13 protein-coding genes and 1 pseudogene are annotated in these 11,759 nt (G+C 73.2%); 5 read left to right on the forward strand and 9 right to left on the reverse strand.

Features of this window, described 5'->3' with window-relative positions; genetic code table 11:
• The first annotated feature begins 66 nt into the window (after positions 1-66).
• Positions 67-825, forward strand: coding sequence for a CTP synthase C-terminal region-related (seleno)protein (locus ACZ6K0_RS28515; RefSeq protein WP_469232957.1), 759 nt, complete (start codon positions 67-69; stop codon positions 823-825).
• Positions 826-873: 48 nt separating this feature from the next.
• Here ACZ6K0_RS28515 and ACZ6K0_RS28520 read toward each other — a convergent pair whose 3' ends face one another.
• Together ACZ6K0_RS28520 and ACZ6K0_RS28525 are read right to left on the reverse strand one after the other, a co-directional pair.
• Entirely contained in the window at positions 874-1,443 is a 570-nt protein-coding gene (locus ACZ6K0_RS28520; protein ID WP_469232955.1) for a YcxB family protein, read from the reverse strand.
• A 22-nt stretch (positions 1,444-1,465) separates the two neighbouring features.
• Positions 1,466-2,113 carry a nucleoside/nucleotide kinase family protein gene (locus ACZ6K0_RS28525; RefSeq protein WP_469232953.1) on the reverse strand — a complete coding sequence of 216 codons (648 nt, stop codon included), beginning with the start codon at positions 2,111-2,113 and terminating at the stop codon, positions 1,466-1,468.
• A gap of 57 nt (positions 2,114-2,170) precedes the next feature.
• Here ACZ6K0_RS28525 and ACZ6K0_RS28530 point away from each other — a divergent pair, with 57 nt between their 5' ends.
• Complete coding sequence (locus ACZ6K0_RS28530; RefSeq protein ID WP_376400748.1) at positions 2,171-2,587, forward strand: VOC family protein; 417 nt, start codon at positions 2,171-2,173, stop codon at positions 2,585-2,587.
• 69 nt (positions 2,588-2,656) lie between these two features.
• Here ACZ6K0_RS28530 and ACZ6K0_RS28535 read toward each other — a convergent pair whose 3' ends face one another.
• Entirely contained in the window at positions 2,657-3,496 is an 840-nt protein-coding gene (locus ACZ6K0_RS28535) for an aldo/keto reductase (protein ID WP_469232950.1), read from the reverse strand.
• A gap of 352 nt (positions 3,497-3,848) precedes the next feature.
• Between ACZ6K0_RS28535 and fusA the strand changes: the two genes are divergently transcribed.
• Both fusA and ACZ6K0_RS28545 read left to right on the forward strand, forming a co-directional pair.
• Positions 3,849-5,876, forward strand: a complete 2,028-nt coding sequence (fusA, locus tag ACZ6K0_RS28540; RefSeq protein WP_469232948.1) for an elongation factor G — start codon at positions 3,849-3,851, stop codon at positions 5,874-5,876.
• 206 nt (positions 5,877-6,082) lie between these two features.
• Positions 6,083-6,868 carry an SDR family NAD(P)-dependent oxidoreductase gene (locus ACZ6K0_RS28545; RefSeq protein WP_376400756.1) on the forward strand — a complete coding sequence of 262 codons (786 nt, stop codon included), beginning with the start codon at positions 6,083-6,085 and terminating at the stop codon, positions 6,866-6,868.
• Here the strand turns inward: ACZ6K0_RS28545 and ACZ6K0_RS28550 are convergent.
• From ACZ6K0_RS28550 to ACZ6K0_RS28575, 6 genes and pseudogenes are all read right to left on the reverse strand, one after another.
• Positions 6,865-7,176, reverse strand: a complete 312-nt coding sequence (locus tag ACZ6K0_RS28550; RefSeq protein WP_469232946.1) for a hypothetical protein — start codon at positions 7,174-7,176, stop codon at positions 6,865-6,867. The two genes, ACZ6K0_RS28545 and ACZ6K0_RS28550, sit on opposite strands and share 4 nt — an antisense overlap.
• An 84-nt stretch (positions 7,177-7,260) precedes the next feature.
• A complete protein-coding gene (locus ACZ6K0_RS28555) occupies positions 7,261-8,178 on the reverse strand; it encodes an SUKH-3 domain-containing protein (RefSeq protein WP_469232944.1) in 918 nt (305 codons plus the stop codon).
• An 8-nt stretch (positions 8,179-8,186) separates the two neighbouring features.
• On the reverse strand, positions 8,187-8,582 hold the full coding sequence (locus tag ACZ6K0_RS28560; protein ID WP_469232942.1) for a YwqJ-related putative deaminase: 396 nt from the start codon (positions 8,580-8,582) through the stop codon (positions 8,187-8,189).
• A gap of 63 nt (positions 8,583-8,645) precedes the next feature.
• Complete coding sequence (locus ACZ6K0_RS28565) at positions 8,646-9,110, reverse strand: SUKH-3 domain-containing protein (protein ID WP_376401445.1); 465 nt, start codon at positions 9,108-9,110, stop codon at positions 8,646-8,648.
• A gap of 17 nt (positions 9,111-9,127) precedes the next feature.
• A complete protein-coding gene (locus ACZ6K0_RS28570) occupies positions 9,128-9,724 on the reverse strand; it encodes a YwqJ-related putative deaminase (protein WP_469577331.1) in 597 nt (198 codons plus the stop codon).
• Between the two features lie 117 nt (positions 9,725-9,841).
• A pseudogene (locus tag ACZ6K0_RS28575) lies at positions 9,842-10,918 on the reverse strand (WXG100-like domain-containing protein); the annotation flags it as partial.
• A gap of 275 nt (positions 10,919-11,193) precedes the next feature.
• Between ACZ6K0_RS28575 and ACZ6K0_RS28580 the strand changes: the two are divergent.
• Positions 11,194-11,592, forward strand: a complete 399-nt coding sequence (locus tag ACZ6K0_RS28580; RefSeq protein ID WP_376400767.1) for a hypothetical protein — start codon at positions 11,194-11,196, stop codon at positions 11,590-11,592.
• Positions 11,593-11,759 lie beyond the last annotated feature (167 nt).

Raw genomic sequence — 11,759 nt, forward strand, 5'->3', positions numbered from 1 at the left:
TTCGTGATGGAGGGTCCAGAAATCATCGTTGGACGTGAACACGGGCCGCACACCAGCATGATGGTCATGAACACGAACACCCCTCACCCCACTCCCGCCCCCATCCCCCGCATCGCGCTGGTGGGCGACCGGTCCCCGCACGTCAGGTCCCACGTCCGCATCCCCGTCCTCCTCGACGCGCTCGCCGAGCGGGACGGGCTGGCGCTCGACGCGTACTGGATCCCGACGGGGGACGCGGAGGCGCCGGGCGCCGTGGAGGGCTTCGACGCGGTGTGGGTGCTGCCGGGAAGCCCGTACGCGAGCGAGGCGGGGGCGCTGGCGGCGATCCGTACGGCCCGCGAGGACGGCATCCCCTTCCTCGGTACGTGCGGCGGCTTCCAGCACGCCCTGCTGGAGTACGCGCGGAACGTCTGCGGCCTGTCCCGTGCCGCGCACGCCGAGAACGACCCGGCGGCGGACTCCGGCGACCTGCTGATCGCGCCGCTCGCCTGCTCGCTCGTCGGCCACGAGGGCGTCGTCCGGGTCGCCTCCGGCTCGCTCGCCGAGCGCGCCCTCGGCGCGGAGCGGACCACCGAGCGGTACCACTGCGACTACGGCCCGGACAGCCGCCGGCTCGACGTCCTGAGCGCCCACGGCCTGCGCTTCACGGGCGCCGACGAGGAGGGCGGGATCCGCATCGCGGAACTCCCCGCGCACCCCTTCTTCCTGGCGACCCTCTTCCAGCCGGAACTCGCGGGCGACGGCACCCGCCCGCACCCCCTGATCCGCGCCCTGGCGACGGCGGCGTCCCGGCACGCGGCGGACGCGGCGGACGCGGCCCTCTGAGGGCTCCGACGCGGGTCAGGCGCGGGTCAGGCGCGGCTCAGACGCGGCTCAGACGCGGGTCAGGTGGCGGCTCACCACGTCGAGGAGTCGCTCCGCGTCGTCCGGGGAGCCCAGCCCGCGCTTGGGCAGGACCGCGACGAGCAGGATGTTCGGGTCCTGGCCGAGGAGCACCATGTGGTCGCGGGTCTCGCGGTAGCCGCGGAAGGCCGACCAGCGGTGCTGGAGCGTCATGTGCGTGGTCCCGGTCGTGATCCCCGACCCGCTCACGGAGGCCCGGAACTCCCCCTGCCAGTCGACCGTGCGCCGCACCTGGCCGGCCTGGAGGTGGGGCGTCGCCCAGATCAGGACGGCGCAGAGGGCGACGAGGGCGGTCAGCACCGTGACGGTTCCCTGGGCGGCGATCGCCAGCAGGGCCGCGCCCCCGACCACCACCGTGAAGCCCCAGCGCAGCACGTGGAGGCGCCGCAGTCGCTCGCGCACGAGGACACCCGTGAGGATGTCGGCACGCGTCGGCCGGTACACCAGCTCGACCGCACCCCGTATCGCGCCCTGCGTTCCGCCCGGTATGCCTCCCTGTATGCCGTCCTGCATGCCGTCCTGCCCCGAGTCCTTGACCATGGCAGGGGATCGTACTGTCCCGCTAACTCATCCTCACGACCAGGTCGGCGCGGTCCCGACTGCGGGCCACCAGACGGGCGTTGGCCTCGTCCGAGTCGTGGACCCAGCGCTCGGCCCGGGCCCGGTCCTTGCCGAAGCGGACGTGCCGCTCGACGAGCCGGGGGACGCGGCGGCGGTCGTCCAGGTCCAGGTACCAGACCTCGTCGAGGAGCGGCAGGACCGCGGACCAGGGACCCTCGTCGAGGAGGAGGTAGTTGCCCTCGGTGACGACGAGCGGGACATGGGGCGGCACGGGTATCGCCCCGGCGATCGGCTCCTCGAGGGAGCGGTCGAAGGCCGGGGCGTAGACGGTGGCGCCGGGCTCGGGGGCGCGGAGCCGGGCGAGGAGCGCCGTGTACCCGGCGGCGTCGAAGGTGTCCGGCGCGCCCTTCCTGCCGGCCCGGCCGAGCCGCTCCAGCTCGGCCTGCGCGAGGTGGAAGCCGTCCATCGGGACGAGCACGGCAAGCCCGTCGAGGCGGGCGACGAGCCGCGCGGCGAGCGTGGACTTCCCGGCGCCGGGCGCGCCCGCGAGACCGAGGATCCGCCGGTGGCGCGGCTCACTCCCCCGCTCGGCGAGCGTCAGCGCCCGGGCGGCGAGCCGGTCGAACCGCTGCGCGTCCATGCGGGGCATTGTCGCACCGGGCGCGGCGGTTGACGCGGGTAGATCCGTCCGTATTACGTTTGCCCCATGCCGTCCATCGCACTCGTCTCCCTCGTCGTCCGTGACTACGACGAGGCCATCGCCTTCTACACCGACGCCCTCGGCTTCGAGCTCGTCGAGGACACCGACCGCGGCGACGGCAGTCGCTGGGTCGTCGTCCGCCCGCGCGGAGCGGCCGGGGTCGGCGGCCTCGGGAACGCGGGCCTCCTCCTGGCCCGCGCCAAGAACGAGTCCGAGGCGGCCTCGGTCGGCAACCAGACGGGCGGCCGCGTCGGCTTCTTCCTCCACACCGACGACTTCGCCCGCGACCACGCCCGGATGACGGCGGCGGGCGTCACCTTCGCGGAGCAGCCGCGGCACGAGCCGTACGGCTCGGTCGCCGTCTTCGAGGACCTCTACGGCAACCGCTGGGACCTCCTCCAGCCGGCGGAGGCCACGGCCTAGACCCGCCTCGCCCATCCCTAGGACCGCCTCGCCCATGCCGAGGACCACCTTGGCCATGCCGAGGACCGCCTAGGCAGGCGTACCCGTCTTGTCGAGGCGGTCCCGCTGCTCCCGCGTCAGGCGGAGGTCCGCCGCGGCGACGTTCTCCTCCAGGTGCCCGATCCGGCCCGTGCCCGGGATCGGGAGGATGACCGGCGAGCGGTCGAGGAGCCACGCGAGGGAGACCTGCGCGGGAGTGGCGTCGAGTTCGGAGGCGACGGCGGCGAGCTCCGCCGCCGCGCCGGGCGCCCCCACCGCGACGGGCCGCCACGGCAGGAACGCGATGCCCGCCGCCTCGCAGGCCGCGAGTACGGGCTCGTGGGCGCGGTCGAACAGGCTGTAGCGGTTCTGGACGCTCGCGACGTCGATGATCTCCCGGGCCCGGTCGAGTTCCGCGACGGTCACCTCGGACAGCCCGATCCGTCCGACCTTGCCCTCCGCCTGGAGCTCCCGCAGGGCCCCGAGCTGCTCGGCGAGGGGCGTCACCGGGTCGATGCGGTGCAGCTGGAGCAGCTCGATCCGCTCGACGCGAAGCCGCCGGAGAGCCTGTTCGACCTGACGGCGCAGGGCGTCCGGCCGTGCGTCGTGCTTCCAGCCCTCGGGCGCGTCCGCTCGCACGATGCCGACCTTGGTGGCGACGAGCAGCCCGTCGGCGTACGGGTGCAGGGCTTCGGCGAGGAGCTCTTCGTTGGCCCCCCAGCCGTACATGTGGGCGGTGTCGATCAGGGTGACGCCGAGCTCGACGGCTCGCCGGGCCACCTGGAGGGAGGCCTCCCGTGCGGCGCCCGGCCCGGTCGGCAGGCGCATGGCGCCGAATCCGAGCCTCCGCACGCTCAGGTCGCCGCCGATGCGAAACGTGGTCGCTGTCATCTTCCGTCTCCGCCTCTCGGTCAAACGGCAAGGCTAACAAGGCGGTTGATCGCGCCCGAGGGCGAAAACCGCTGTCGCGCGACCCGTTGCCCTCCCTACACTCACGTCTCGGCGCACCGATCGGTGCGCCGACCGGCACCTGACCGAGGGGGGAGACGACCGTGCGCAGCAGCAGCCGTAGCGCCGTCGCCGTGTCGCCCTCCCGTGCCCGGTACGACGTGATCCTCGCCTCCTCGGCCGAGCGGTGGCGGCTGCGCGCCCGCCATCGCCGCCCGTGACGACGTCACTCGCCTGACCTTCGTCCGGGAATCGCGCTGCCCTGTCTCCACGCAGCAGCGAAAGGCACGACACCGTGCGTACGAACCTCCCGCCCGTCATCCGCAACCTCGGCATCCTCGCCCACGTCGACGCGGGCAAGACCACCGTCACCGAGCGGATCCTCTTCCTCACCGGCGCCACCCACAAGCGGGGCGAGGTCCACGACGGCACGACCGTCACCGACTTCGACCCGCAGGAGCGGGACCGGGGCATCACGATCTTCGCCGCGGCCGTCAGCTGCGACTGGGCCGGCCACCGGATCAACCTGATCGACACACCGGGTCACGTCGACTTCTCCGACGAGGTCGAGCGCTCGCTGCGCGTCCTCGACGGCGCCGTCGCCGTCTTCGACGCCGTCGCGGGCGTCGAGCCGCAGAGCGAGACGGTGTGGCGGCAGGCGGACCGGCACGGCGTCCCGCGCATCGCGTTCGTCAACAAGCTGGACCGGGCGGGCGCCGAACTCGACGGCGCCGTGGAGTCGATCCGTACGCGCCTCGGCACCGTCCCGCTCCCCGTCCAGCTCCCCATCGGGCGCGAGGACGGCTTCACCGGCGTCGTGGACCTGGTCCGGATGCGGGCGTACGTGTGGGCCGACGGCGCCGACACGTACGCGGACGAGCCGGTCCCCGACGAGCTCCGGGACGAGGCCCGGCACCGCAGGCGACGCCTGGAGGAGACGGTGGCGGAGCTGCACCCGGCGGCCCTGGAGGAGTTCTGCGCGGACTCCGCGCTCTCCGAGGAGACGCTGACGGGCGCGCTCCGCGACCTCACCCTCACCGGCGAGGCCGTCGTCGTCCTCTGCGGCTCGGCCTACCGCAACCGGGGCGTCGAACCACTCCTCGACGCCGTCGTCGCGTACCTCCCGGCGCCGTCCGACATGCCTCCGGTACGCGGCGGGATGCCGGCGGACCCGGCGGCGCCGTTCACGGCGCTCGCGTTCAAGGTGAGCGCGACGGCCACCGGCCGCATGACCTACGTCCGCGTCTACGCGGGCACGATCGCGAAGGGGGACACCGTGCTCGACACCACCACCGGCCGCACCGAGCGGATCTCCCGCATCCTGCGCGTCCAGGCCGACCGGGCGACGGAGCTGGACGCGGCGCGCGCCGGGGACATCGTCGCCGTCGTCGGCCCGAAGACCGCCCGGGCGGGTACGACGCTGTGCGCCCCGGACGCGCCGGTCGTCCTCGAACCGCCGACGACCGCCGACCCGGTGGTCTCGGTCGCCGTGGAGGCCCGCCGGAGCACGGACACCGGTCGTCTCGCGACGGCCCTCGCCCGGCTCTCCGAGGAGGACCCGTCGCTCGTCGTGCGGTCCGACCCGGAGACGGGCCAGACGGTGCTCTCGGGCCTCGGCGAACTGCACCTGGAGGTCGCGGTGGAGAAGCTGCGGCGGGACCGGGGCCTGGAGGTGACGGTCGGGCGTCCGCAGGTCGCGTACCGGGAGACGGTGGCGAAGGGCGTCACCGGTCTGCTCCACCGCCATGTCAAACAGGACGGCGGCGCGGGCCAGTTCGCCCATGTCGTCATCGACGTCGAACCGACGGTCGGGGACGAGGAGTTCGTCTTCCTCTCCACCGTCACGGGTGGTCGCGTACCGCAGGAGTACATCCGCGCGGTCGAGGCCGGCTGCCGGGACGCCCTCGTGGAGGGCCCCCTCGGCGGTCACCCGGTGACGGGTGTCCGGGTCACGCTCACGGACGGCGCCACGCATCCGAAGGACTCCTCGGAGATGGCGTTCCGCACGGCGGGCCGCTTCGCGCTGCGCGAGGCGCTCCGCGCGAGCGCGATGACGCTCCTGGAACCGGTGGCCGAGGTCACGGTCACCGTCCCGGCGGAGTCGGTCGGCGCGGTCCTCGGCGACCTCGCGGCCCGCCGGGGCCGGGTGACGGACTCGACGACCCGCTCCGGTACGGCGGTGGTGTCGGCGACGGTGCCGCTGGCCGAACTCTTCGGCTACGCGTCCCGCCTCCGCGGCCGCACCCAGGGCCGGGGCACGTTCACCACCCGCCCGGCGGGTTACGCCCCGGCTCCGGCGCCCGCTCCGGCCCCGGCTCCGTAGAGCCACCTGAAGGACGCCGCACGCTCGGCCCGCACACACCGTGCGGGCCGGGCGTGCGGCGGGCGTGCGGGCCGGGCGTGCGACGGCGGGCGTGCGGCGGCGGGCCGGCCCCGCCCCGGCCGTGAGCGGCCCTGTGCCAGGATGCGGGGACCGGCCATCCACCGCACGCGGACGGGCCGGCGCCGTACGACACGAGGAGCGACACGATGAGCACGACCCCCGGCGCCTATCTCTCCGAGCTGTTCTCGCTCGACGGGCGCACCGCCCTCGTCACCGGCGGCAGTTCCGGAATCGGCCGGGCCATCGCCGGGGCCCTGGCCCGGGCCGGGGCGAGCGTGGTGGTCCTGGCGCGCAAGGAGGACGAGCTCGCCGCGACCGTGGACGAGCTGACGGCCGACGGCTGCCGCGCCGCCTGGGTGAGCGCCGACCTGAGCACCCGCGAGGGGATCAGGGCCGGGGCGGAGGCGGCCGCGGCCGTCTTCGGAGAGCCGGACATCCTGGTCAACTCCGCCGGGATCAACCTCCGGCCTCCGCTCGGCGAGCTGGGCGACGAGGTGTGGGACACGACGATGACCGTGAACCTGGAGGCGCCGTTCCTCCTCGGGCAGCGCTTCGGCCCCGGCATGGCCGAGCGCGGCTTCGGCCGGATCGTCCACATCACCTCGCAGCAGGCGCACCGCGCGTTCGTGCAGAGCGGGGCGTACGGGGTGTCCAAGGGCGCCCTGGAGTCGCTGGCCCGCTCGCAGGCGGAGGCCTGGTCCCCGTACGGCGTCACGGCCAACACCCTGGTCCCCGGCTTCGTCATGACGCCGCTCAACCAGCGGCTCTCCTCCGACCCGGAGAAGGTGGCCGCGCTCGCCGCCCGGACCATGGTCGGCCGCAACGGCCTGGCCGAGGACTTCGCCGGCGCGGCCGTCTTCCTGGCGAGCGGCGCGTCCGCGTACGTCACGGGGCAGTCGCTCTTCGTGGACGGCGGGTTCTCCGTCCACTAGGACGCCCGCGGGAGCCCCTCCCACCTCGCGACCAGAGCGGGGATCGCGATCCCCCGGATGTTCGAGTCCGCCACGGAGAGGGGGTAGGCGTGCTCGACCTGCCGCAGGTGGTTCGCCATCAGGACGGTGCGCTGACCGGGGTTCGCCTCGGTCAGGTCCAGCAGGCCGAGGAGGGTGTTCCGGAGCTCTCGCGGCCCGAGGGGCGTCCCGCCCTGCTCGTGTCCGAGCAGCCTGTTCCTGAGAGTCCCCTCGCCGCGACCGCCGGTGTCGGCGGCGAGCAGGGAAAGCGTGGCGTACGCGTCGCTCACGCTCCTCCCGGTGATCGCCCGGCGGTTCCCCATGTGCAGTACGGGCTGCCTGGACGAGCAGCAGGGCGCAGCCTCGGGATGCGGTCAGGGGTGGAGCGGGGCCCCCGACCAGGCGGCGAAGGCCTCGGCGCAGGCGTCCAGCGCGGCCGCCGTGGGTCCGAGGGTCGCGGACAGGCCGGCCGACAGGGTCAGTACGGGGCCCTCGGCCGGGCTGCCCACCGTCACGGCGCACTCCACGGTGGCCGCCGGACCGCCCGTACCGCGCGGAACGGGAAGCGTCAGGGTCAGTTCGCAGCCGCCCGCGCGCACGCCCGAGGCGTCGAGACGGCCGGTCATCGCCGCGATCAGCGGTTCGGTGCTGCTGTCCAGGGACCCCGGGACCAGCGGGAACACCTCGTCCACGGCCACGACGCCGATCCCGCGCAGGGTCGTCGCCCGCAGGCGCAGCGCCCGGGCGCCGTACACGCCGGTGCTGTGCAGGACGTAGACGGCGACGAGGGCGGCCCGTACGGCGGCGGCCAGATCGACGGATTCGCCGCGCCGGCCGGGCAGCGGGAAGCGGCGGCGGCGGGCGCGGAGCCGTACCGGTGCGATCCCCTCCGCGAGCGCGGTCAGGCCCTCGCGGACGGTCGCCCCGAGGAGCCAGGGGCCGCCGGGGCCGAGCAGGACGAGCCGGCCTTCCTCGTCGACGGCGAGCGGCGCGTCCGCGTCCGTACGGCCGAGGGGGAAGAGCCGTACTCCCAGGTCGGCCGCGAGCCGGTCGAGCTGCGGGCTCGCGAAGCGGGCCTCGCGGGGGTCGACGACGCAGCCGGTGGCGGCGACTTCCCGCCCGCCGTCCGGGGCGGGCGGGACGCGCAGGCCGTGGAACTCGCGGACGGCCCGCTCGGCGGCGGGAAAGACGCTTCCCCCGCCGACCGTCACCGTCGTGAGGATCGCCAGCATCGCGGCGTCCCCGGCGTCGCGCCCCTGTCGCCAGCCGGCCCGCGTCAGTACGTCCTCCACGGGAGGCGTCACCCCTCGCCGTGGAGGACGTCGATGCCGAGGCGGTCGAGGAGCGCCGTGCACGAGCGGCACACCTCGGCCTCCGTGCCGTGCTCGGGGTCGCCGTGCGGGCGGATCTTCCGGGCGACGACCGCGGCGCCCTCGAACTGCGGGGCCGCCTCGTCCAGCGTGATCGTCCGGCCGTCGGCCCGCTGCCGGTCGAGGCCGAAGAGCTCGTCGGAGACGAGCGCCGACTCCGCGCAGTACCCGATGAACGGCTCCCGCAGGGCGGGCGGAAGCCCGTCGAAGAACTCCTGGACGGCGGGGTGGAGGTGCGGCTCGCCGTCACCGGTGAGGTTGGTGTGGCTGGTGATCGTGCCGTGCATGAGCAGCGACGCGGCCGTGCCGGGAATCAGGTCAGACATAGAAGTTCTCCGCGTCCTTCATGGGTCGGCTCCGAGATGTCCTCCGCCGTGCCGGGAGCCGGGTCAGACAAAGTAGTCCTCCGCGTCCTGCATGGGGGCGTGGGCGAGGCTGATCATCGCCTCGTGGGTGTCGGCGCCCATGTAGTAGGCGCCGGTGTGATGCAGGTAGAAGAACCTGCCCCGCTCGTCGATGAGCACCGGCGACGAGTCCGAGCTGTCGAGGCCGACCGGGAAGAGCCGCACGCCGAGGTCGCGGCTCAGCTCGGCGACGTCGGCCGGAGCCGACCGGTAGCCGAGGTACGGGGTGAAGTAGAGGTACTCCTCGCGGGGGGCGTCGATCGTCAGGCGCAGCCCGCCGTGTTCGGCGAGGAACGCGGTCGCGGCCTCGAAGGGCTCCACGGGGAACCCTGCCTCCCGGTACTGCTCGGTGACCTCATTGATCAGCGCCGGTACCTGGTCGGTCACGTCGCGGCCGGGGAACCATCCGTGTTCCCCGAACCAGGCGTCGACGTCCTCCCGGGTTTCCATTCGCGGCACGGGAACTCCTATCCGGTGTAGGCGGTGACACCCGCCATGTCCATTGCGATCTCGCACGATCGGCACGGCGGTTTGTACGCGCCGTGGCCGAGGGGGTGCGGTTTGACCTGCTCCCCGATCTGCACGCTGTAGACCTGCGATCCCCGCATGGCCTCGCGTACGTCGTCGGCCGACCTGATCGAGGTGCCGTCGGGGTCGAGACTCCGCAGCCGGTCCGAGACCAGATTGGCCTCCGCGCACTTGCCGTGGCCCGCTCCCGGGTTCCTGCCCTCGGATTCGATCTGTTGCTTGACGTCGTCGTAGATCGACTGCATGGCGGGGTGGAGGTCGGGCACCTTCTGGCCGGCTCCCTTGGTGGAGCTGGAGTGGCTCGTGACGGTGCCGTCGTGCAGGAGGCTGCCGGAACACGATCCGTCGAGGAGGTTCGTGCCGGGCGGGAAGTGGGTCTTCGCAAGGTCGATCTGGTGCTTGGGGTCGTGCGGGTTGTCGGGGTCGGCCTTGCGCGCCTGGTTCGCCAGGTCGCGGGCCTCCTGGACGAGCGCCGCCCGCTGCTGCTCGGGCGTCAGGTGGCGGACGTCGAGCGGGTCCGTCCGGTGGTGCCTCATGTTACCCGCGGAGCTGCCGTGCCAGGGCGGGGCCGGTGAGATGCGGTTGCCGCCGGGGTTGTTGCCGCTGCCGCCGCCCGGGCCGTTGCCGCCGCCACCCCCACCGCCGCTGTTTCCCCCGCCGCCGCCGCCGCTCCCGTTGCTGTCGTGGTCGCCCTTGCGCTGGCGGGCGAAGCGGTCGCGGAGGTTGTCGTCGGTGTTCTTGTGGTCGGCGGAGATCTGCTTGACGGCCTTGGGGAGGGTCTGGCCGACGTGGTCGCCCATGTTCTTCGCGGCCTTGGTGAGCGCTTCGAGCGCCTTGTCGGCGATCGGGTCGATCGCGTCGGCGATCGAGTCACGGCCCCGGGTCCGGCCGTGCGCGGTCTTCGCCTTCGTGAGCTTGCCCGCGGTCTTGCCGTGGATGCCCGCGCTGACCGTGTTCAGCTGGGTCGAGGCGTGGTCGTGCTCCTGGTGCTCGATGTGCAGGTTCTTCAGGCCGCTGCCCGGGCCCGTCCCGCCACCACCGCCACCGCCACCGGCCGAGGCCAGGTGCATGGCCTCCTTGCCGGACTGGACCCCTTCCTTGAAGCCGTCCTGCCCGGCGTCCTTCGTCTGGTCGAGGTCGACCCCGTCCTGGAGGCCGATCGCCACCGCGCCGAGCTGGACCACGAGATCGGCGGCCATGCCCTCAAGGGCGGCCACGGCCGGCTCGGTCATCGCCGCCACGATGTACCCGACGGCTTCCTCCACGCACTCCTTGATCAGCCGCTTGATCACCTCCTGCGTGGCCCGCATCGCCCCCGCGCCGATGAGCGCCGAGAGACCACCGGTCACCGGGATGAGGGAGATCGCGATGCCCGCCTCGGCGGCCAGGTAGCCGAGCTGGACGACCGCGGCGAGTTTCATGCCCTCGATCGCGCCGGCCGCCGTGTCCAGGCCGCCCGCGACCGTCCGGGCCGCCCCGGAGATGTCCTTGAGGTGTTTGCTCTTGACCTTCGCCCAGTGTTCGTTGAGCGCGTCCATCGACTCGCCCTGACTCGACGACAGCAACCGCTCGAAGTGGTTGTTCGCGAGCTGACCGTCGTCCTCCAGGTCCTCTGCGAACTCCCGCAGCGCGTCCGCCATCTCGCGATATGCGTCCTCGTCGACGTTCGGCCACGCCACCCCGATCAGATCGAGAAGAGTGTCCGCCCAGTCCGGAACCGTGACCGCCACGTTTCCCCCGTCCCCCGTTGCCGACTTTCCAGCCGTTCGACTCTTTGCAATGCCGAACAGTCCTACCACAGCGAACGGCTGACGGTTCGTCCCAGGGGGGCGCCGCACCAGCACGTCCTCACGTGGCGTGGACGTGTCCCCTCAGGGTACGGAATCGGCCACAGGTCCCCTCACCAGGCTGGCGGTTTCGGTCATTGTTGGCCGAACCCCTGGCCTTTCGTGCAATGGCCACTTGAATGGCCTCACTTCTGTGTGGAGAACAATCGGGGGAGCACATGGATCCGCTGACGGCCATCGCGGCCGCGGGCGTCGCGCTCGTGGTCAAGGGCGCTCTGGAGGCCACGGGGCAGGAGGCCGGGCGCAGCGGCTGGACCGGTGGGGCCCGGCTCGTCGCCCGGATCCGGGAGCGGTTCCGCGGGGACGCCGACGCCCAGACCGCGCTGGAGCGCGTGACCGACGCACCGGACGACGAGACCGGCCAGGAGGACCTGGAGCGGATGCTCGCGGCGCACATGCTGCGGGACCGGGAGTTCGAGGGCGACATCCGGCGGCTGGTCGACGAGGCCGTCGCGGCGAACGGCCGCGGTGGGCCTCAGGTCAGCGCGGCTCTGATCAAGAACGCCCAGGTGTTCAACGAGAAGGTCGAGATCCAGGGCGACTGGAACGTCTCCTGACGGCGTCTTCCTCCGCACGACGGCTCGTGCGACGGCCCGCACGACGACCCGCGGCGGCCCGCACGGCGGCCCGCACGACGTCTCTCGGCAACGTCCCTGGCGACGTCTCCCTGCGACGTCTCCCTGTCATGTCCCTCCACGACGCCCTCTTACGGCTCTCTACGACG

It is taken from the genome of Streptomyces sp. NPDC042346, from assembly GCF_055581845.1.

Bases quoted from the DNA above. Each gene is read 5' to 3' on its own strand.
- ACZ6K0_RS28560 (WP_469232942.1), bottom strand. From the start codon at position 8,582: ATGTCTGACCTGATTCCCGGCACGGCCGCGTCGCTGCTCATGCACGGC.
- ACZ6K0_RS28515 (WP_469232957.1), top strand. From the start codon at position 67: ATGAACACGAACACCCCTCACCCCACTCCCGCCCCCATCCCCCGCATC.
- ACZ6K0_RS28565 (WP_376401445.1), bottom strand. From the start codon at position 9,110: ATGGAAACCCGGGAGGACGTCGACGCCTGGTTCGGGGAACACGGATGG.
- ACZ6K0_RS28530 (WP_376400748.1), top strand. From the start codon at position 2,171: ATGCCGTCCATCGCACTCGTCTCCCTCGTCGTCCGTGACTACGACGAG.
- ACZ6K0_RS28545 (WP_376400756.1), top strand. From the start codon at position 6,083: ATGAGCACGACCCCCGGCGCCTATCTCTCCGAGCTGTTCTCGCTCGAC.
- ACZ6K0_RS28580 (WP_376400767.1), top strand. From the start codon at position 11,194: ATGGATCCGCTGACGGCCATCGCGGCCGCGGGCGTCGCGCTCGTGGTC.
- ACZ6K0_RS28535 (WP_469232950.1), bottom strand. From the start codon at position 3,496: ATGACAGCGACCACGTTTCGCATCGGCGGCGACCTGAGCGTGCGGAGG.
- ACZ6K0_RS28525 (WP_469232953.1), bottom strand. From the start codon at position 2,113: ATGCCCCGCATGGACGCGCAGCGGTTCGACCGGCTCGCCGCCCGGGCG.
- ACZ6K0_RS28520 (WP_469232955.1), bottom strand. From the start codon at position 1,443: ATGGTCAAGGACTCGGGGCAGGACGGCATGCAGGACGGCATACAGGGA.
- ACZ6K0_RS28570 (WP_469577331.1), bottom strand. From the start codon at position 9,724: ATGAGGCACCACCGGACGGACCCGCTCGACGTCCGCCACCTGACGCCC.